Source organism: Legionella rubrilucens (genome assembly GCF_001468125.1).
GTDB lineage: Bacteria > Pseudomonadota > Gammaproteobacteria > Legionellales > Legionellaceae > Legionella_C > Legionella_C rubrilucens.
Genome location: NZ_LNYT01000022.1, coordinates 56,463 through 76,478, shown reverse-complemented (window position 1 = coordinate 76,478; position 20,016 = coordinate 56,463). Strand labels below are relative to the sequence as shown.

The window sequence follows — 20,016 nt, the reverse complement described above, 5'->3', positions numbered from 1 at the left end:
ATATAAACGGCTGTTAATGAATGCTTCAGGCCAACACAGGAGAATGCCAATGACCCAGAAATTTGGTGACATTACCAAAGGAATCAGTACCCAATTAGCAAAATTACGCAAAGAAATGCCGGATGTCATGGCTGGCTTTTCAGCGTTGTCGCAGGCTGCCACCAAAGACGGCGCGCTCAATAAAAAAACCAAAGAGCTCATTGCCATGGCTCTGGCTGTGGCCAATCATTGTCCTGGCTGCATTGGTTTTCACTCCCAGGCCTTAGTTAAACTGGGAACTTCCCGTGAAGAACTGATTGAAACACTAGGAATGGCTGTGTACATGGGGGGCGGGCCTTCTTTGATGTATGCCGCCGAAGCGCTGGAAGCTTTTGAAGAATTCAGCCAATAAGGTGAAAAGGCCGGTTTAGCCGGCCTTGCTGGTTATTGACCCAGGGCTCCCACATGCTGGATTGCCTGGGGAAGATTCGATTGACCCTTACACGGGTAGGCTTTCGCCACACCAAGCCAGGCGACCTGTGAAACCGTCATTTTGTCCTTGTCGCTTTGTTGGCTGGATATCTCATTGTAAGTCTGCATGATGATGCCATTGAGCGTGACGGCATTGAGCGAAACGCCATTGGGCAGGCAAAAAAGGGGGCGTCCCTGGGTTTTTGCCAGTTCATTGGCCTGCATCAGGGTTTCTGCCACTGTTTCACTGGTAATGGTCAACACATTCCGCGCCGAGCGCGCCCAGGCCTGCGCCTGCGGATCAGCTTTCATCTCCATTTGCGGAATGTTATTGGCAATGTTCATGTAATGGTCAATGGTGTCGGCATGAACGCCGGCCGCAACGACTGCGGCAATACAAAAAAGGAAAAAGCGCATGGTTGTTCTCATGATCTGAACGCGTACATGCCCTAATGATAATTGACCACAGGGTATTTGCAACTGTTGTTGTTCAGCACAGAATCCCCATACTCCTTATTGCCGCCACTAAATTCTCTTCATGAATGGGCGAGTGAATTAAACCGATGTACTTATCCGGCCGCACCAGTACGGCGGTTTCCTGTTGAAGATCAAAGTGCTGGTGCAGTGAAAAGGCAGGATCAATGTAAACGGAAGCAAAGGAACCCGGCAGGGTGATGGTGCCGCTGACAACGGCATGAACCACCGCAAAGGATTGCAAACGCTCAGCCAATCGCTGCAATAACGCTGAAAAAGCATGAAGGTCGCTGTTTTTTTGTCCGCAAAAGACCAACAGATGATGCCGCGTGCCCCGGGTGAGAAGCGACACGGTTTGTTGACTGCCGAAGCGTGGGTTCAACAGGCTGAAATCACCCAGGTATTCGCCGATTTTAAGTCGCCCTGCGGCACCCTGCACGCGGACAATCGGGCTTTTGGCATAGGAAATCGTTAACTCGGCCAAATCCTTAGCCAGGGCTTTGCGCACCGGTTTAAAGGAAACCATCAAACGGGCAAAGGCATTACGCAGGCTAACTAACAGCGGGTTATGCAAAAGAATCATCCGCGTCATGAGGTCTGTTTTTTTCAACACCTGCTCACCAATCGGATGGCGCTCGGCCTGATAGCTATCCAGTAATTCCTCTTTAGCCAACCCTTTCTGTACCAGGGCCAGTTTCCACACCAGGTTGTACACATCCTGAATGCCGGTATTTAATCCCTGACCGCCCATGGGGCTGTGGATATGCGCAGCATCCCCGGCAAAAAAAACACGCCCATGGCGGTAATTTTGAATCTGACGATGGTGAATGGTGAACTGACTGAGCCACACAGAATGGGACAGAGTAAATGCCTCATGGCTTCGTAGGCTGAATTCGGCAACAATGTCATTAAGCGTCAGCTCGCCGCTGAATTCAGGCGGCGCAGTCATGACCACGCGGTAGCGGGTTTCACCCATGGGAAAACAGGCTAAAGGCCCTCTGTCGCTGGCGTAAATGAGCATTTTATTCTGAGGTTTTGCCCAGTCAATGTGGACATCGGCCAGCCACCAGGTTTGTTCATAGGCTGCTCCGGCGAACTGTTCATTAACCAGATGCCTGAGGGTACTGTGGGAGCCGTCGCAGGCCATCAGCCAAGCCGCGTCAACTTCTTCTGTGCTGCCGTTTTGATGGTTGAGTACGGCTTTAATCCCTTGACTGGATTGGGAAAAGGACACCAGTTCCGTTTGCCATTCCACAGGCTGCTGCTGATGAAGCAGACTCTGGTAAATAATGGCCTCGGTTTGATTCTGGGGTAAATCAATCAGGTAATTGCGGTTGGAGCCAATGCCGTTGAAATTGACTTCAAACAGCGATTTGCCTTTTGAATTAAAAATCGCGCCTTCGACACGCTGTCCCTGACGGAGTACCTCATTAAGGAGATCGCAGTCTTCCAGGACATCCAGGGTGCGAATGTGCAGGCCCAAGGCTTTGGACTTGTCGCTTAAACCTTCTTTTTTATCAACAATCCTGACTTTCAAGCCGTGACGAAGCAGTTCATGGGCACAAAATAAACCCACAGGTCCGGCGCCGACCACTAACACGTCCATTGTTCTCTCCATCAATTCACTCCAGCGTACAGTGCAGGATGACGGCTTCATGCCAACATGCTTTCATTCTAGTGTGAATATCAGGAAAATGTTAATGTTTTCGGCTGGGGCGAATGGGCAGGTAATTGTAATGAGGCGTTGCAGGCTCAGCGCCGCATTCATCATAAGTATTGTCGAGGCATAGAAAAAAACACTTGGCACCGCGCCGTTTTGCGCTTCGTAACGCTTCTTCCATGGTAGGAAATACTGCCACGCCAATTCCCTCATGAATATAGTCTGTCTTGTCATTATGGATAAGTTCGACTAAATATTGATGCAAATCACTACGTGAATAAATCAAACCCACCGTGCTTTCGTGAGATAACTCCATGATTTCCTTACGTGATATATTCGCCATTGATAGACTCCCATCAACACTACCTTTAAATTATAGCTTATTGGTCAAAAAACAAGCTAAAATAAAGGGAGGCATGAACAAATAGCTAAAAAAGCATTCTTTTTTAAAAGTTTGTTTTATACTTTTGGACACCTTTTCTTTTCTTCTCGGCCATGAAAATACGGATCTTTGATTTTGATTGGACAATTACCTGTCAACATACCTTCAACAGAACCCACTTGCACGCGCCTGAGACAAACATTAAGGGCGGTGTAAGAAGGCTTTTTACTCATGATGAGACGTCGATTGCTGCCATTGCCAGTTACCACAATGACCCGGATTACATCAAATACTACGTTGAAGAGATTCTCAATACCTCACTGACGTTAAGGGAGCGGATTGACACTTACGAGGACAATGTTCTGTCTGTTTATAAAATTCAATCCATGTCCATCCCGCTCATCATTTCCACGGTGAAAGGCGATCAGTTTAATGCCCGCGTGGCGCGTCTTAAACAGACCGGAAAAAATGTCCAGATTGGCCAGGTGCTTCAGTACCTCGAAACGGTGGAAAAAATTCCTCTGACGGAAGCGATCGAGGTTGAGTTTTATGACGACGATGAAAAAAATTACCGCGAAGCGTATGAGGTGACTCGGCATTTCAGTTTTACAGCGTTTTACATCGACCGGCAGAATCAGGCCGAGTTAGTGATTAAAGAGTCCAAGCGGGCGCGCCTGCTTTCTGCGCCACAGAGGGAGCCTGCTGCGGAGGATGCCGTCATTGCCGGTGATATTGAGGAGATCACACCGCCCTCACTGTCGGGTTAACCAATAAATCGGTAAGATGGAATTTTACATTCAATGAAAGAAAAAACCATGTCAATGCTTGGAGTTGTATTCACGGTCCTTCTTGTGATTCTAATGATCACCCCATTACTCATGCATTTTATGCCCGGAATCAATTTCCGAGGCATGCCTCAAGGGTTAACTCAGGGGACGCTCAATGCGTCCAAGCCGAATTGGGTGAGCAGTCTGGTGCCTGAGAGCGATAGCCATTACGTGGCGCCGCTGACTGTCGCTGACTTGTCGGCAATCAAGGACTGTGTGCTCAGGCAATCGCCGAAAACCACGCTGGTCAAACTGGACGAGTCATCGCTGATTGCCTATAGACAAAGCCCGGTATTCAATTTTACCGATTGGCTAATCATCAAAAATGACGGGCAGGTGACATCCAGCGCGACCATGGGTTATTACGATTTTGGCAAAAACCGGGAGTGGGTGGAAAGCCTGCGTGCCCACTGCACAGTACAGCCGTCCAGTGAATCACGGTAATTTTCACAGGCCACGTCGTCTGGCGGTTCAGGAGCGTTGATATTCCTTTATGCCAGGGATTGTGTTTTGATCGCAGGTAGTCACTATTGAATGAGAAACGCATGCAGGATTTTGCCGGCAAGAACATTGTTTTGGGTATTTGTGGCGGTATTGCGGCTTACAAATCAGCCTATCTGATTCGCGAATTGACTCGGCTGGGCGCCGACGTGCGCGTAGTCATGACGCAATCTGCGCAGCAATTCATCACACCGCTGACCCTGCAGGCTTTAAGCGGCCATGAGGTCAGAACGGAGCTGTTTGATTCACAGGCAGAGCGCGCCATGGGGCATATTGAATTGGCCCGCTGGGCCGATTACCTGCTGATTGCCCCGGCTTCAGCCAATTTTCTGGCCAAAATGGCCCATGGATTGGCGGATGATTTGTTATCCACCCTCTGCCTTGTCACTGAAAATCCCGTGATCGTCTGCCCGGCGATGAACCGCAGCATGTGGCAGCATGCGGCTACCCGCGACAATTGCGAGACCCTGCACCGCCGTGGGGTCATTTTTGTGGGCCCTGATGAAGGGCTTCAGGCCTGCGGTGAAGAAGGCCCAGGCCGTTTAAGTGACGTGGAAACCATCCTTACCGGGTTAAGGCTTCATGCTGTCAGCGGCCTGCTGGCCGGAAGGACGGTGATGATTACTGCAGGCCCTACCTGGGAGGCGATTGATCCTGTAAGGATGATTACCAACCGCAGTTCCGGCAAAATGGGTTATGCTCTGGCCGCCGCCGCCCAAAGGGCAGGTGCGGATGTGATTTTAATCAGCGGGCCTTCGGGGCTGCCTATCCCCTCAGGCGTTACCGGTTACCGGGTAGAATCCGCAAGCGACATGCGAAAAGCTGTGATGGAGGCGTTGAGCCCGGGCATGATTTTTATTGGCTGTGCGGCGGTGGCGGATTACGGTATCGACCAGCCCTCGCCAGAAAAAATAAAAAAGCAGCAGGCTGAATCCCTGTCATTGACCCTGACTAAAAACCCGGACATCCTCGCGGACGTCGCGTCAAGCGGTCAAGCCGCCTACGTTGTCGGTTTTGCAGCGGAAACAACGAAGGTGGTTGAGCATGCCCGGCAAAAACTCAAAGCGAAAAAACTCGATATGATCATTGCCAATCACGTCGGGGGGAATAAAGGGTTTGAGCAGGATGGCAATGAAGTTACCGTGATCACCGCACAGGGAGAGCGGACACTGGCTTTTCAGCACAAAACGCGGATTGCGGGAGAAATTATTGCAATTCTTGCGGCAACTCTTCAAAATGGCTCCCTTACAAAAGCAAGGAATTGATATGCTTAACGCCATTCAACTTAAAATTCTTGACCCGCGTCTTGGGCAAACCATTGAATTGCCTTCCTACGCCACGCCGGGTTCGGCCGGTCTTGATTTGCGGGTTTGCATCAATGAACCCCTGCAGATTGCCCCCAGTGAAACCGTCCTGCTACCTACCGGGCTTGCAATTTACATTGCTGATCCCAATCTGGCGGCGGTGATACTTCCCCGTTCAGGTTTAGGTCATAAACATGGCATTGTGCTTGGCAATCTGGTGGGCCTGATTGATTCGGATTACCAGGGGGAATTAAAAATTTCCTGCTGGAACCGAAGCCAGGATCATTTTACGGTTGAGCCGGGTGATCGTATTGCCCAATTGGTTTTTCTGCCGGTGACCCGAGTGGGGTTTACCGTGGTTGACGCCTTTACCGAGTCTAGCCGCGGTGAAGGCGGTTTTGGCAGCTCCGGGAGACAATGATGACTTATCAGCCACGGCTAATTGACCGTGCAGTTTTTCGGGCTTACGACATCCGCGGCGTTATCGGCACCTATCTGGATGAAGATGCTTTTTATACCATCGGCAAGGCCATCAGCCTGGAATTGCAAGCGCTTAAACGCCACAAAATTTTCGTGGCCCGCGATGGTCGTTTAACCAGCGACAGTTTGTGTACTGCGCTAAAACAGGGCCTGTTAGACAGCGGCATTGATGTTGTTGATCTGGGCGCCGTCGCCACACCCGTCATGTATTACGCCACCTGTGCCTTTGATCTGGATTGCGGTTTGATGGTCACTGGCAGCCATAATCCGGCCGATTACAATGGCATCAAGATCATTCTTGCCGGTAAAACACTGGTACAGACGGACATTGATGCCTTGTATGAGCGGGTTTGTCAGGGGCAGTTTCAATCCGGTAAAGGGACTTTGATTAACCAGGACGTGCTTTCAGATTACATTGCCCGGATTGTCTCTGACGTGATGTTAACCAAACCATTGAAGGTTGTCGTGGATTGCGGTAACGGCATTGCCGGCCCTGTAATCCCCACCGTGTTTGAAAAACTGGGGTGTGAGGTTATTCCCTTGTATTGTGATGTGGATGGACGTTTTCCCAATCATCACCCCGATCCAACCATTGAAGACAATTTACACGACCTGCGCCAGGCTGTGGCCCTGCATCAGGCCGATATCGGGCTTGCTTTTGACGGCGATGCGGATCGTTTAGGCGTGGTGACCAATACGGGTGAAATCATCTGGCCTGACCGCTTAATGATGTTTTATGCCCGTGATCTGTTGAAACAGGTCAAGGGGGCGACCATTGTGTTTGATGTCAAATGCTCCAATCACCTCGCAAAGGTGATTGAAGCGGCGGGCGGGACGCCGAAAATGTGTCCCACCGGGCATTCCATTGTGAAATCGGTGATGAAGCAGGAACAGGCTGCATTGGCCGGCGAGATGAGCGGCCATCTGTTTTTCAAACATCGCTGGTATGGGTTTGATGATGCACTTTACAGCGCTTGCCGCTTACTGGAAATCTTAAGCGCGTCACCCTTTACCGTGGGCGAACAGTTTGCTGCAATTCCCAACAGCATCAACACGCCGGAAATTAAAATTCCCATTGCAGAAGAAGAAAAATTTCGCTTTATGGAGCGTTTCAGCCAGGAAGCTCATTTCCCTGCGGCTGAAATCATTGACATTGACGGCATGCGGGTGGAATTTGTCGATGGCTGGGGGTTGTTACGCGCCTCCAACACCACGCCATGCCTGGTGGCACGATTTGAGGCCGATAATGTTGAGCGGCTGGAAGCGATTAAGGATTTATTTAAAGCACAACTTAAAAAAGTGGATCACCGTCTGCTCATCGACTTTTAAGTCATTTCTTTTTTTTGCGGCGTGCCGGGTGATTGCCTTTTGATGGGGTCGCGGTTTCATTCAGCCAATAATGGGCAATGTCTACACGCCGGGTAATCCATACATCGGGAAACCGGCTAAGGTAATCCATGAAGCGTCTGACGGCCAGACACCGCCCCGGATGGCCGCTGATTCGGGCATGCAGACCAATGGTCATCAGCGCCGGGCGATTGTCTTCGTAGAGGTAATCCAGCGTGTTTTTAAGCTGCAGGTAGAACTCGTCTGCGGTAGAAAAACCCGGATTGGTGGTGTAACGGAAATCATTGCAGACCAGGGTATAGGGTATAATCAGGTGATCGTCTTCCAGAAAGGGCAGATCATCGGCATAGCTGTCTGAATCATAGAGGAAGCCGCCAATCTCCCGCAGCAAAGACCGGGTATGCTCACTGCGCCGACCGGTATACCACCCCTGCGGCCGTTGGCCGGTTAATTGTTCAATGGTTTCTACGCAACGTTCAATGTGCTTTTTTTCCTCTTCTTTCGGCATCTGCGTGTAATCAAACCATCGCCAGCCGTGACCGGCAATGTCATAGCCGCTGAACCGTAAATAACGGCAGAGTTCGGGGTTTAATTGCAGTGCAAAGCCTGTGGCAAAGACAGTCAAAGGCATGGCCTTTTTTTCAAACAGCCGAAGCAGGCGCCAGATACCGGCACGACTGCCGTATTCAAACAGGGATTCCATTCCCAGGTGGCGCAGGCCTTGGGGACGCGGCGCCATCGGAAATTCGCCGCCATAGGTTTCCGCCTGCGTATCGCCGTTAACCGGGGTTAATTCAGCCCCTTCTTCGTAATTAATGACAAAATTAATGGCTACCCGTGCCCTCTCGGGCCAGGATGGGATAGGGGAATGGCCAGCATAACCGGTTAAGTTTCTGCTCATCATTAACCCAATTCAAAGGTGGTAATGCCATAAATATGTTCCGTTGGCAGTTTCGGTTCCCCTTTCAGGTACATTCTGGCCGTAGCAAAGCATTTTTGCATGGCGTGGCGATTGACTAACGCGAAGGCGTGCGGGTTATTTTCGGGGATATCAATGTAAACGGTTTCCCCATGGGCATGACTGACCAGGCTGTCAAACAGGCCAAAGGCAATGTGGGAATTGTCGGCGAACAAGGGGCCGATTTTAAAGCCCTGCTGACAGGCGCGAAGAACCCCATAACCCTTTATCTGACCATCAATAATCCAGGCCAGGGCTGCTCCTTCAGGTTGCTTAATCCAGTGCTGTAAAAAGTGCTCGCGCGGGGCGGGGAAATGTTTCCTGTCATAGGCAGACAAGATTTCATGGTGTTCTGGTCCAAGTGACACAATGGCATGGTTGAATTCCTTGAGGATGGGTAATCCCTGACCTTGGTAACGGGCATTCTGATGGGCTATTTGATACCCCAGGCGTTCATATTTGTTGAGCATGTTGAGAACCCCGTCAATTCCGGCATTGCGATTGCCAACGTAATCGAGGCGTTGTCGGGTTAATTCAAGGCCATAGCCTTGACCGCGGTATTCCGGGGCCACCATGTAAAAACCGCAGAAGGCAAACTGATCGTCATAAACCACCGCTGATCCCATGGCAATGATTTTACCATCCAGTTTTCCGACGAAAAAACCGTTGGGATCGGCTTCAAAAAAACACGCCGCATCGTGTAAACCGGGATTCCAGCCTTCGTTGGTTGCCCATTGAATGGCCAATTGGAGCTCATCTCTGGTCATGCGGCTAACTGAGTAATTCGCTAACACGGCTTTTTCCTTGCCTGAATAAACTAATACAATGTTTCCATTTTAAATATAGCAGTAAGGCACGCCGCTGATTTTTCAAAAAGGTAAATAAATGATCAATTTTGTAAAAAATTAGATGCGGCTGGCTTTTTACTGCGGATTGAAGGCACCACACGCTGTTCTGAGCTGGATAGGGTATGTCCAGGTTTCGGGTAAAAAAGAGTGCAGGAAACACTTTCGTGTTGCTCTTCCTTTAGTCGGCTTTCCACCAGTATGTCCATGGAAAATGTGCGATTAAACGATTTTAATTGTTGGCGTACCTGTGTTTTTTTCCAGCCCACAGTTTCGCTTGCCATGGCATGAGTTGCTGCGTAAATTCCACAAATGATTGATGTGCTAAGGATAATAGCCGCAAGCAGGGGAACAGCACCAAAACCAGCCATGATGCCTAAAGAAGAAATAACGCCCATCATGCCGGCACTGCATCCGGCTATAGAACCAAATGTACCGACAAAGGATAAAAAAGCGGTTTGCGCAAGTTTTTTTGCAGGGGGAGCCGGCAGCATCGTTTCTATTGCTGCAAAATAATGTTTTGCGGCAAGCCGAATCACGTGTTGATCCGGTACCTTGGTGCCTGAATCATTCATTTTTGATATTAGCATTGACAAAAAAGGCTCTAATAGTTTTGGAAAGCCGTTTTTTTTTCTAGGCCATCTCTGAACAAATTTTACATAATCGCTATCACCACTTAATATAAAAGCGGCATAAAGAGTGTCAACCAGTTCCTCAATCCCCTTAACAAATTTAGCTTCCAATTGTTCTTGCTGCTGTTTTTCCTGTCGATAGGAAAAATAAAATACAGGTAAACCAATGATTAAAAACAACAAAGCGCAGGCGGCTCCAAAACCGACAACGCTAAGGCCGCCTATAGCGAGGCTTAAAGCAGAACTGACAATACCAAACAAAGGCCAGGCTACTCCAGCACCTGTCCCAAGACTGGCAAACAGTGATTTGGATACTGCCATAATGTAATTATCGTGTGGAAAAACCAAACACAATAACAAGATTTAATGATCATAACAACCTTGAATGTGCTTTTACTCTGCTTTATGTTAGTAATTCGTTAATAGGGTAATGAATTCAGGAAACCAATGATTCAATGCAATGACGTAGATTACCAGCATGGAGAGACCTTATGCCAAGGGTATTTTGCTTATGACGATCGCACGACTGAGATTCGCCCGGTGGTGATGATTGCGCCTGACTGGCGGGGGCGGGGGGCGGCTCCCTGCGAAAAAGCAAGGCAACTGGCAAGCATGGGCTATGTGGGTTTTGCCCTGGACATGTACGGGGAAGCTCGTCTGGGTCTTGACAACGAACAACGGCGTGCCTTAATGACGCCCCTGGTTCAGAATCGTGCGCATTTGGCGCAGCGTATTCTCGCCGCGTATACCACCGTGTGCAATTTACCGCAGGCGGATGTCAGCCGTATTGCTGCCATTGGTTATTGCTTCGGCGGGCTTTGCGTGCTCGATTTGGCAAGAACTGGCGTTGAACTTCGCGGGGTGGTCAGTTTTCATGGTCTGCTTTCAGAACCCCCAGGCAGCAACGCGGCGATAACCGCCAAAGTGCTGGTTCTGCATGGTTATGATGATCCCCTGGTACCGCCAGAACAGGTCAGGCAATTTGCCGATGAAATGACGCGCAAGGGTGTGGATTGGCAAGTGCACATGTACGGTCTGACCGCGCATTCCTTCAGTAATCCGGACGCGCATGAAAAGGAATCCGGATTGATGTACAACGCTTCGGCTGATCAGCGTTCCTGGCAAACCACTGCCTTATTCCTTGAGGAGATTTTTAAGGATTAAAGCGGCTGCTGATGGCCGCCGCTTTTTCTGATAATGTTTTTATCAGGAGGAATGCATCGGGTAACTGTTGTTGACATTCAGCAAGGCATCGGCTGTTTTGGTTCTAAAGAAACTGCAAAGACGGTGTTTGGCTAAAGCCCTTTTCACGGCATCGTTTTGCCTGACGTCCATGTCTTTGTTTAAAATCGCCGTGTTGAGCGCTGCTTCAATGGCATCCGCTTTGCGATTATTGCCCATACTGAAAAACGACAGTGCATTTTTTCTTAGGCGTTTGATTTCTTTTTCTACCGCCAGGACGTCTGGGGTGGTTTGCTGTTTGACAGGTGCGAGGTGTAAGGGCCGTTTCATGGCGTGAAAGCCCTCATCAGCGGGATCGTTCGTAATAATAAAACCGAATTTTTGGTAGAGTCTCTTGGCTCTGTCATTGTTTATTCTTACCTGCAGGCTGATAAACGGATTGGAGCCATCCGCTTGCGCGGCTTTAATGACCTGATCCATGAGTTGGGAGCCTATCCCACGACCGGCAGCCTCAGGATGAACACCGAGATTGGAAATATAGACGCTTTTTCCGCGAGGTTTGGCAAACACATAACCATTCATCTGCCCGTTTTCATCATAGGATACAAAAGCAAGGCCAGGCTTGAAATAATAATTAAACGTGTGTTCTGTCCAGGGTTCCTCGTTCGGGAATATGATGGGATCAAGAGCAAGAAAGGCTTCGCAGTCCTCTTTCGTCATCAGTCGAATGGCCATGATAGGTACATCATTACTCAAAATGCTACATTATAGGAATTGTACATTAAGGGAAAATTAAATCATACCCAATAAATGCAAGGGGTTTGTTTTTCGTAATTCCATCTGGCGGGAAGCCGGGAGGGCTAATTCATGAAACAGAGTGTTGGTGTACTCATGCCAGGTGTGGATATCGATTTGACTGCTTTGGCCCAAGTCGGAACTGTAAATGACCCGCGGCAGGGTTTGTACAACATCGGCAAAATCCTCCTTATCCTGATAATACAATAAGTAAGTTAGCAGGGTCTGCTCTATCCAGAGCCATTGCAGATCGGATAACCGGGCAAGCTCCGGTGCCTGCAGATGCGTTAACGGATTGGCGGGCTGATTGAGCAGCAAGGCCGGAACATCCTGTTGTATGCAGGCGTCGATTAAGGCATGCACCTCGTCTTTTGACGCATGGCCTGTGGATAAAACAATCGGATAATCCTTAGCCATTTTAAGAATATCAATCACTTCGGGACGCAACTGCAAGGCGTCATTGAAGAGGGTCTCTCCTTGCAGGATCTCCGCATGAAGTCCAGGTTTGCTTAATTGCCTTGCCAGGCGAGAACGGTAATGCCGCCCCGTAATGGTAGGAAAATGGACAATCATCTTTCCGGGGAAGGTCGGCTGATACTGCGCCAATGCCTGCAACACGACCCGGTAATGAATGCCGCCGCTGATGTGATTGAGAATGAGTGATGGCAAAACAGGGAAGCCTTGCTGCTGCGCCAGCGTGGCTTCCACGCTGGTGGCGCCCAGATGGCTGGTTAAAACGACAGCGCCCCGCAAGGATTGGTAAATGCGGCCAGCAGTTAAGGCATCCACTTTTCGCTCATACAGATCGGGATTGGCATGGTAATGAATATCAATGAAATCCAGTTCAGCAGGAATCATTGGCTTATCCTTTGTCCGAGGAATTTAACCAGGGCTGATCATAACGGTAATCCTCCCTGGCCTGGTCAAGACGCTGCCCTTTTTTGACCGCATCGATGATTTTATTTTCAGTTTCACAAATGGCCTGGGCTTTGGCCAGAACCTCAGCCAATAAATCTGCCGGAATCACTAACACGCCGTTATCATCGCCAAAAAGAATATCGCCGGGTTGGATGGTTACTCCATTGATGCTGACAGGGCATTGCTCACCCGATTTCTGCACGCGGTTTTTGCCTGATCGCATGAAACGTTCGACAGAGAACAACGGGTAATTGCTGTTAAGGATCTTGGCCACATCCCGCACAGCCCCGTTGACGACGGTCCCTGCTATGCCTTTAACCAATGCTGCCTGGGTGAGAATGTCGCCCCAGACGGTGCAATCAATGCGGCCCTGATTATCAATGACAATGACCGCGTTGGCCGGTACGTTATCAATGTAATTCGCGGCTTGTTTGAACGCCTGACCGATGCGTTGATAGGGGCTGTATTGAACCGTGTAAGCCGGGCCAGCCAGTTTGATGCCGCTGGTTAAGGGTTTAATGTGCAGCAGCGCACCGTCCACTCCGCAGGCATCCAGGGCATCCGCGATTTCAGCTGTGCTGTACTGCTTGAGTTGTTGCAGTTGCAAATCCAGCGTCAACCGTTTTGCGTCACTCCTCTGCTTTAAAAAAACCGGTGTTGGCAAGTCAGGGTGGATGACCTGTTCAATAATCACCTGCGCCATTTCTTCGGTGGTGCTTTTGCCGCCTAAATCATAGGTCAGGTAACGCCCATCCTTAATGACTGCGGCGATGGCGCGGGTGATGCGTTCAGCTTCGCTGTTGTAACCAAAATGCTTTAACAATAAACCAATGGTCAGAAACATGGCGCTGGGGTTGGCACGATGGCTTGTTATGCGCGGGCCGCTGCCGTGCACCGGTTCAAAATAACAGCCTTGATGACCCATGTTGGCGCTGGGGGCAAAACCAAGCCCGCCCATGACCGCAGCGCCTACATCAGAAAGAATATCGCCAAACATGTTTTCTGCGACAATGACGCCAAATTCTTCAGGCCGTCTGACCAGCCAGAGCGCTGCGGCGTCAATGTTGGCGATGTCGGCATGAATGGCGGAATAGCGTGCGGCCACGGCTTCAAAAATATCCCGTGCAAATGCGCCGCTTTGCCGCAGAACATTCGGCTTGTCGGCAAAGGTTACGCGGGCAAATTGATTGTCCTTTGCATATTGAAAGGCAAATTCAAACAGGCGCTGCAACCCCTGCCGGCTTTGCAGGCGGAGACTCACACTCAAATCCTGACTGGAGGTGTGCTGCCAGCGCTTTTGCTGGCGTATCAACTGACTGATGGGTTCTGGCGGCGGGTGAAAATCAAAGCCTGCATAAAGGCCTTCGGTATTTTCCCGAATGATGCAGAAATGGAATGGCTGCTCCCTGTCAACCAGATTAAAACAGGGCCGTACATTGGCGAATAAATCCAGTTTTTGCCTTAATTGAATCAAAGGGGAGACGTACTCAAGATGATTCTTTTGCAGTTTGGGCGACAGTTCGCGCAAGGCTTCACGTACGGGTTTACTGGTAATGGCGCCAATCAATGTGGCATCGCAATGACGAATCAATTGCCAGGTTTTCTCCGGAAGGGGATCGCCCTGCTCCTGCCAGCAGGCCCAGCCGATATCGCCTCGATGAATTTCCATCGGCAAATTCAATGCCTTAACAATTGGCAAGGCGGCTTCGGTGACTTCCTCTCCTATGCCATCGCCAGGCAATACGGCAATTTTAATGACATCATTCATCGTCATAATCCAGTTTCTCCAGGATTATTTTTTTGCAAAAAGGAAGATTATCCTGCAATACTCGCATGCTTGCGCCCGGAACAATGATCAATTGCCCGTGTGGAGGAGCCAGCACATTCCGGCGATTGACCAGATTGGATTGTTCGCCAATGAAATGCAGGTAATTTGCCTTGCTCATTGTTATTAGTTTAGTTGAATCTGTTGTCAGTACCTTGGTTAAACCCGTCATCAAGCGATGCTCTGCTTGTGCTGTGTCCCTAATGGCCCACCCGGTCACCGGCAAAGCATTTGGGAAATACACGTCACGATATAAGCTTTCAAGAGCCGCCATCAGCTGGTGCTGCCGGCACAAATCGATAACCCGCATCAACTTTTCAGTCAGGGCTGTATCGGCAAACGTCGGGGTGGAGAAGAGGATCAGCTGTTTTTTGACGAACAGAGGGAGGCATTGCTGCAGAATAACTCCGCCAAATGAAAAACCGATAAAACCCGCATAGTGCGGCATGAGGCCAAGCAGTTTTTCCTGCCAATGGCGATAATAATCGTCATTGGGCAGTGTGATGTCAATTTCGGCCAACGGATCATGCCAGTCAAGCTGGTAATGGGGCGATAAAAAAGAGAGCGAATCGGCCATGCTATTGATATCGGAGGATTGCGGCATGACGGGTGCCAGAATGAAAAGGCGTTTTTGAGCCATGGGGACACCCCCGGTTAAATGCGTTGTTGCGCAGTATATAAGATAAGCTTACTTAACGGAATGTTGCTTGACCTGTGCAGTTGAGAGATCGGAGATTCCGCGAATAAATTCATCCATTTCAATGGCTTCCTGACCAATGTGTAAGGCCTGCCGGGTATAGTTGGCCGCCGTGAGCAGATCATCGAGGTTGTATTTTGTAATGTGGTTGGCATGGAGGTACGCGGTAAAAAATTCGGTTTTGAGATTGCCTATGCCTTTCCCCATACCGGCAAGCGAAGCATCGACGTATTCAACACCGGCGTCGATGGCGGCCAGGGTATTCGCCTGGGCCAGGCCGAGATTATCATGGGCATGATAGCCAAAAGCGACAGGGTAGCGCGGGATGTATCGTTCATAAATCCGGCTGACCCGGGAAGGCATCAGACTGCCGTTGGAGTCTGCAAAATAAATCATGTCGGGGTGATGGGTTGCTGCTTCATCCACAACCTCATCCAGGTCGCTCTCCCGGTATTGCGAGGTATGGATGAAATTAACCGAGACCCGAAGTCCGATTTCCCTGACCAGATCCAGGGTTTTACAGGCCGCTTTGATGCCCCCCCGGATAACGCAGATCCGAATCAGTTTAACGCCGCAGGCTTTCATTTCAATGAAATCATCGCGGGCGACATTCTCGGGGTGAACCATGACTGCCATGTCGGCGTGTTGAATGCAGTTGCGGCATAACTGAAGGTAAGATTTGGGGCATAATCCAGCATCGCCAATGTCGGCAATCGGATGCAACGACCCATTGCGATAACCCACCTCGATGTATTCAATCCCCGAATGATCCAGAGGAGTCAGTATGGCTTTTAAATCATCTGAAGAAAAATGAAAATTGGTCCTGTGGCCCCCGTCCCGTAATGAGACGTCTAAAACTTTTAATTGGTTTATCATGATGCGCCATCCCGTTCCCCGCTAGTTAAATCAGTTGCCTGTAAAGAAAATATAAAATGGGGAGTAATATTAAACTTCTTACATAAAACGCTGTTCGATTATGTTTATATAGCACATGCAGGTAAGAAAGGGGGTGACGGTAGATCAATGAGCGGGTAATGATTTTTGTCACCTGACGGGCTTTGCCTTTTTGCGGTGTTTCATGAATACGGACACTCGGCGCAGGATTGGCTTCAATAATGACGCCGCCGGATTCCTCAATGGGGATGGTTAAATCCACGCATTCAATGTCAAGTCCAACGACAGCCAGGTTTAAGGTGGCCACTGCTTTTTTTAATAATCGGCGGTTTTCCCGGCACACGCGGGTTTTTATGGTTTCATACGTACCGCCGCGGGTGGCATTGCAGGTGTAACATAAATCCACACGCTCGTTCAGTTGCGGGATGTCATTGATCGTAAGACCCAGTTCCTCAAGCCTTATCAGGCATTCACCGTCAATCTGGATAGGTTTTAAGGTGTCGCTTAAGCGGGCGCGATCGGCATTGGCGAGTTCAACCAATTCCCTGATCGTGTGTTGGCCATCACCGATGACATGGGCAGCATAACGGCGCACCACCCCGAGTATGCGTTGCCTGAACATCAACACCCGGTAGGAATTTAAATTACCATGAAATTCTTCAATGCTTAAAAAATCATAGGCGGGGAAAATATCGTCCATAAAGGCTTTTAATTGTTCAATATTCTGAATATTACACACCACGTCTCGTCCAAGACGGCCTTCTTTCGAGGGTTTCACCACCAGAGGAAATTTTAAATCGGCAATGACCTGTTCAAGAAGACCATTATAAAAATCGTCGACATGGATAGCCGTGGCTTTAGGAACCGGAATGCCGGCCCGTTCAAGAATTTTATTGGCACAATATTTATTGCTGGCAATGTTGGCACTGCAGCTGCTGTTAAACGGGGTTTCGCCGCCGCGAAAATAATAGGTTCTTTTTCCTAAATGAATGGCGACACCTTCAATGTCTTCTACCAGTTCGGCAGGAAGCAGCAATTCTTTGGCAGATTGATAATAAGCCAGTGTGTTTTTATTGTAATTCAAATCGGCTGATGCATGCAAAACAGAAGCTCCCTCGGTATAAGCTAAGCGGCCTGAGTCAGAAATAATAACACAGGCAAGCCGGTGTTATTTTGTTGGCGGGCAATGACGCGTTGGCTGCCAATGAGTTTAAGCGCCAGCCCCCCGCAAAGGCTTTCAATGTAATCAGTATGATGACAGAAACGGGCGCTTTCCTGCAATTGCCAGGGAGTGGTGTCGCTGATTTCGATACTGAAAATAAAATAACCCTCCGGCATTAAATGCTCGCGCACAGCGGTAAAAAGGGATGTCAGATCGCCGAAGTAGGGAAGAACATCGGCCGCGGTAATCAGGTCGTAACGTTGGCTGGTGCCGCTTAAAAAAACGCTGATGTCCGCATCGATGAGTTCATCATAAATCCCTTTTTCTCTGGCAATGGCAACCATTTTTGCGGCGATGTCCACGCCGGTCAGGCGGCGGGCGAGAGGCCGCACGATTTCGCCTGTGAGGCCGGTACCGCAGCCTAAATCCAGCGCATTAGCGAAATGGTCAAGATCATATTCCCTGCACAGGGATTCGATGTGCAGGGGGAGGGTGTATTTTAATTGCTCGCGCATGTGCTTGTCATAATACAGTGCGTAGTTATTAAAAAGATTGGCCGCATAAGGGGTACAGGTGCCGGCGGTTGATGTATCCCCCTGCAGGGCGCTGAGCATGTGCCGGCTGGCGGCATCCTCAGGATTGGCGGCCAGCGCGCGGTGGAGAAGCTCGATGGCTTTGGGCTTGTCCTCGAGGCGGATAAACACAGCAGCCAGGTTATTGAGTGCGGCAAAATGCTGCGGTTCAAGTGACAGCAGGTGTTCGAACTGATGAATGGCTTCATTGAGGTGCCCCAGCGCCATCTGGGCTACACCGGAATTATACAGGTATTCAATATGATCAGGCATTTGCCTCAGCAGGACGTCATAATGCATCAACGCGTTTTCAAACCGGTCATGGTGCATGAATGTCGCGGCTAAATTATTGCGCGCATCCACGTGATTGTTGTCCAGCGTCAGGGCTTTGGTAAAAAAATCAACCGCCAATTGACCGCGATCCCGTTTTAAGGCAATGACCCCCAGGTTGGTTAAAGCCTGGACATGGGTATTGTCGTGCATGACCACATGCTGAAACGCCTTTTCAGCCTCATCCAGTTGATTGGCTTCAAGGTTCAATACCCCGAGGTAAAAATACGCTTCGAGATGGTCAGGGTTTAATGCAAGCACGTTATTGAATTGAATGCGTGCGGCGTTCAATTGATTATTCCTGAGAAGGAGCAGTCCCAGATTATAATGGGCCGCGGTGAAATCCGGTTGGGCATGAATCGCGCGGCGGTAGTATTCCAGGGCGTTCCTGTAGTCATTGCTCATGGCAAATACCGCAGCCAAGTTGCTGTAAGCCTGAGCATAATCCGGTTTCAGAGCGATAGCCTGCTGATAATGATGAATGGCTAAGTCCAGTTGATGATTTTTACGGTAGGCATTCGCCAGATTATTGTGCAGGCTTGGATCATCGGGGTCCAGAGCCAATGCCCGCTGCAGATAGTGGATGGCATGGTTGGTGTCGCCAAGCTGAATGCAGATGAAAGCCAGGCTGCGCAGACTGGGTTCATGGTTTGGATTCTGGGTGAGGATATGCTCGTAAAGCGTCATGGCTTGCGGCAGCTTCTCCTGTTCCTTAAGCCCTTGGGCTTCGGCAAATAATTCGTCAATGCGGGTCACGGTTCTTTTACCATGTAAACATGCAGGATGCCATCCAGATCAAAAGGGGTGTCCCTGACGGCAAACCCATACTGCTCATAAAAGGCCTGCAGATAATGCTGGGCAGTAATGGCAATGTCATGGTCAGGATAGTGTTCGTGCAAGTGGTTTAAAATCAAGGTCATCATATGCCTGGCAAGGCCCTGACCACGGTAGGCGGGGGCCACAATCACACGGCCAAAGCTCATGGTGTTTTTATCGTAGTTGAGCAGACGGGCATATGCGGCTAAGGTCTTATTATCCCGCAGTTGCACATGCAGGGCGGATTGATCCTGGTAATCCGCATCCAGGTAAACGCATTGCTGCTCAACAATGAAGACCTGATTACGCAGGGCGAGAATATCGTAAATTTCCTCAGTGGATAATGCTTTGAACGGTTGGATGCTTGTTGTAATCATGACGGGTTAAGTTGTTGTTGCAGCCGTTGCAGCGCCTGGGCGCGATGACTGATGGTATTTTTAATTTTAGCAGGCAATTGCGCCATTGTGCATTGCCTTTCAGGCAGATAAAACACAGGATCATAACCAAACCCCTCTGCACCGCTTAAGGTGTGGCTGATTTGCCCTTTAAGTTGACCGCAGGCAATGAGGGGTATGGGATCGTCGGCCTGGCGTACCATCACAATGGCACAGTAAAAAAAAGCCTGCCGTTCAGCCTCGGGAACGTCTTTTAACCGGTGCAGCAGCAGGTCAATGTTGTCTTTGTCCGTTGCCGAAGGTCCGGCAAAGCGTGAAGAATAAATACCGGGCTGGCCATTGAGGGCCGGGACTACGAGGCCTGAGTCATCCGCCAGGGCTGGTTTTCCGCTTTCGCGGCTGGCATGCCGGGCTTTGATCAGGGCATTTTCAACAAAACTTTGCCCGGTCTCCTCCGCATCGGTGATGGCCAATGAGGATTGGGGAATACAGACCGTGGGGGCAAGAATCGCTGATAATTCCGCAATTTTTCCTTTGTTGCTGGTGGCTAGGATGATTTCTTTCATGACG

The 20,016-nt window shown here is 49.7% G+C and carries 22 protein-coding genes; 7 read left to right on the top strand and 15 right to left on the bottom strand.

All coding sequences use genetic code 11. The features are described from left to right. The first annotated feature begins 49 nt into the window (after positions 1–49). Entirely contained in the window at positions 50–391 is a 342-nt protein-coding gene (locus tag Lrub_RS12015) for a carboxymuconolactone decarboxylase family protein (RefSeq protein ID WP_058532359.1), read from the top strand. A 32-nt stretch (positions 392–423) separates the two neighbouring features. Here Lrub_RS12015 and Lrub_RS12010 read toward each other — a convergent pair whose 3' ends face one another. From Lrub_RS12010 to Lrub_RS12000, 3 genes are all read right to left on the bottom strand, one after another. Next, entirely contained in the window at positions 424–879 is a 456-nt protein-coding gene (locus tag Lrub_RS12010; protein WP_420324360.1) for a phosphatase, read from the bottom strand. A gap of 61 nt (positions 880–940) precedes the next feature. Then, entirely contained in the window at positions 941–2,542 is a 1,602-nt protein-coding gene (locus Lrub_RS12005; protein ID WP_237760815.1) for an FAD-dependent oxidoreductase, read from the bottom strand. 79 nt (positions 2,543–2,621) lie between these two features. After that, positions 2,622–2,927: a hypothetical protein gene (locus Lrub_RS12000; protein WP_065235771.1), complete on the bottom strand. Its 306-nt coding sequence runs from the start codon at positions 2,925–2,927 to the stop codon at positions 2,622–2,624. A gap of 152 nt (positions 2,928–3,079) precedes the next feature. On the opposite strand from Lrub_RS12000, the gene Lrub_RS11995 reads away from it, so the two are divergent. The 5 genes from Lrub_RS11995 to Lrub_RS11975 all read left to right on the top strand — a co-directional run bounded on the left by Lrub_RS11995 (position 3,080) and on the right by Lrub_RS11975 (position 7,407). Then, a complete protein-coding gene (locus tag Lrub_RS11995) occupies positions 3,080–3,733 on the top strand; it encodes a hypothetical protein (protein WP_058532356.1) in 654 nt (217 codons plus the stop codon). A gap of 93 nt (positions 3,734–3,826) precedes the next feature. Then, entirely contained in the window at positions 3,827–4,237 is a 411-nt protein-coding gene (locus tag Lrub_RS11990; protein WP_420324361.1) for a DUF1499 domain-containing protein, read from the top strand. 101 nt (positions 4,238–4,338) lie between these two features. Then, positions 4,339–5,559 (top strand): bifunctional phosphopantothenoylcysteine decarboxylase/phosphopantothenate--cysteine ligase CoaBC, encoded by a 1,221-nt coding sequence (coaBC, locus tag Lrub_RS11985; RefSeq protein ID WP_058532355.1) that lies wholly within the window; start codon positions 4,339–4,341, stop codon positions 5,557–5,559. Position 5,560: 1 nt separating this feature from the next. Next, the gene (gene dut / locus Lrub_RS11980) at positions 5,561–6,019 is read left to right on the top strand and encodes a dUTP diphosphatase (RefSeq protein ID WP_058532354.1); all 459 of its coding nucleotides are present in this window, start codon (positions 5,561–5,563) and stop codon (positions 6,017–6,019) included. Further along, a complete protein-coding gene (locus Lrub_RS11975) occupies positions 6,019–7,407 on the top strand; it encodes a phosphomannomutase/phosphoglucomutase (RefSeq protein ID WP_058532792.1) in 1,389 nt (462 codons plus the stop codon). The genes dut and Lrub_RS11975 overlap by 1 nt, the downstream gene beginning before the upstream one ends. A gap of 1 nt (position 7,408) precedes the next feature. Here Lrub_RS11975 and Lrub_RS11970 read toward each other — a convergent pair whose 3' ends face one another. From Lrub_RS11970 to Lrub_RS11960, 3 genes are all read right to left on the bottom strand, one after another. Then, positions 7,409–8,326, bottom strand: coding sequence for a polysaccharide deacetylase family protein (locus tag Lrub_RS11970; protein WP_133134055.1), 918 nt, complete (start codon positions 8,324–8,326; stop codon positions 7,409–7,411). A gap of 2 nt (positions 8,327–8,328) precedes the next feature. Then, positions 8,329–9,177, bottom strand: a complete 849-nt coding sequence (locus tag Lrub_RS11965; protein WP_193392357.1) for a GNAT family N-acetyltransferase — start codon at positions 9,175–9,177, stop codon at positions 8,329–8,331. 95 nt (positions 9,178–9,272) lie between these two features. After that, positions 9,273–10,181 (bottom strand): hypothetical protein, encoded by a 909-nt coding sequence (locus Lrub_RS11960; protein WP_058532351.1) that lies wholly within the window; start codon positions 10,179–10,181, stop codon positions 9,273–9,275. Between the two features lie 126 nt (positions 10,182–10,307). Here Lrub_RS11960 and Lrub_RS11955 point away from each other — a divergent pair, with 126 nt between their 5' ends. Then, positions 10,308–11,024, top strand: a complete 717-nt coding sequence (locus Lrub_RS11955) for a dienelactone hydrolase family protein (RefSeq protein ID WP_058532350.1) — start codon at positions 10,308–10,310, stop codon at positions 11,022–11,024. Positions 11,025–11,066: 42 nt separating this feature from the next. On the opposite strand, the gene Lrub_RS11950 is transcribed toward Lrub_RS11955, so the two are convergent. From Lrub_RS11950 to rdgB, 9 genes are read right to left on the bottom strand one after another with little or no spacing between them, the layout of a single operon-like run. After that, positions 11,067–11,777, bottom strand: a complete 711-nt coding sequence (locus tag Lrub_RS11950; protein WP_058532349.1) for a GNAT family N-acetyltransferase — start codon at positions 11,775–11,777, stop codon at positions 11,067–11,069. A 57-nt stretch (positions 11,778–11,834) separates the two neighbouring features. Then, positions 11,835–12,695 carry a DUF6282 family protein gene (locus Lrub_RS11945; protein ID WP_058532348.1) on the bottom strand — a complete coding sequence of 287 codons (861 nt, stop codon included), beginning with the start codon at positions 12,693–12,695 and terminating at the stop codon, positions 11,835–11,837. Positions 12,696–12,699: 4 nt separating this feature from the next. Further along, positions 12,700–14,529 carry an isocitrate/isopropylmalate family dehydrogenase gene (locus Lrub_RS11940; protein ID WP_058532347.1) on the bottom strand — a complete coding sequence of 610 codons (1,830 nt, stop codon included), beginning with the start codon at positions 14,527–14,529 and terminating at the stop codon, positions 12,700–12,702. Next, a complete protein-coding gene (locus tag Lrub_RS11935; RefSeq protein ID WP_058532346.1) occupies positions 14,516–15,220 on the bottom strand; it encodes a hypothetical protein in 705 nt (234 codons plus the stop codon). Before Lrub_RS11935 ends, Lrub_RS11940 begins: the two co-directional genes overlap by 14 nt. 48 nt (positions 15,221–15,268) lie before the next feature. Continuing rightward, positions 15,269–16,150, bottom strand: a complete 882-nt coding sequence (locus Lrub_RS11930) for a beta/alpha barrel domain-containing protein (protein ID WP_082651529.1) — start codon at positions 16,148–16,150, stop codon at positions 15,269–15,271. 28 nt (positions 16,151–16,178) lie between these two features. Further along, positions 16,179–17,273: a UDP-N-acetylmuramyl peptide synthase gene (locus Lrub_RS11925; RefSeq protein ID WP_237760813.1), complete on the bottom strand. Its 1,095-nt coding sequence runs from the start codon at positions 17,271–17,273 to the stop codon at positions 16,179–16,181. A gap of 23 nt (positions 17,274–17,296) precedes the next feature. Then, positions 17,297–18,991 carry a tetratricopeptide repeat protein gene (locus Lrub_RS11920; RefSeq protein WP_058532344.1) on the bottom strand — a complete coding sequence of 565 codons (1,695 nt, stop codon included), beginning with the start codon at positions 18,989–18,991 and terminating at the stop codon, positions 17,297–17,299. Further along, on the bottom strand, positions 18,988–19,428 hold the full coding sequence (locus Lrub_RS11915; protein ID WP_058532343.1) for a GNAT family N-acetyltransferase: 441 nt from the start codon (positions 19,426–19,428) through the stop codon (positions 18,988–18,990). The genes Lrub_RS11920 and Lrub_RS11915 overlap by 4 nt, the downstream gene beginning before the upstream one ends. Continuing rightward, the gene (rdgB, locus tag Lrub_RS11910; protein WP_058532342.1) at positions 19,425–20,012 is read right to left on the bottom strand and encodes an RdgB/HAM1 family non-canonical purine NTP pyrophosphatase; all 588 of its coding nucleotides are present in this window, start codon (positions 20,010–20,012) and stop codon (positions 19,425–19,427) included. Before rdgB ends, Lrub_RS11915 begins: the two co-directional genes overlap by 4 nt. Positions 20,013–20,016: the final 4 nt, after the last annotated feature.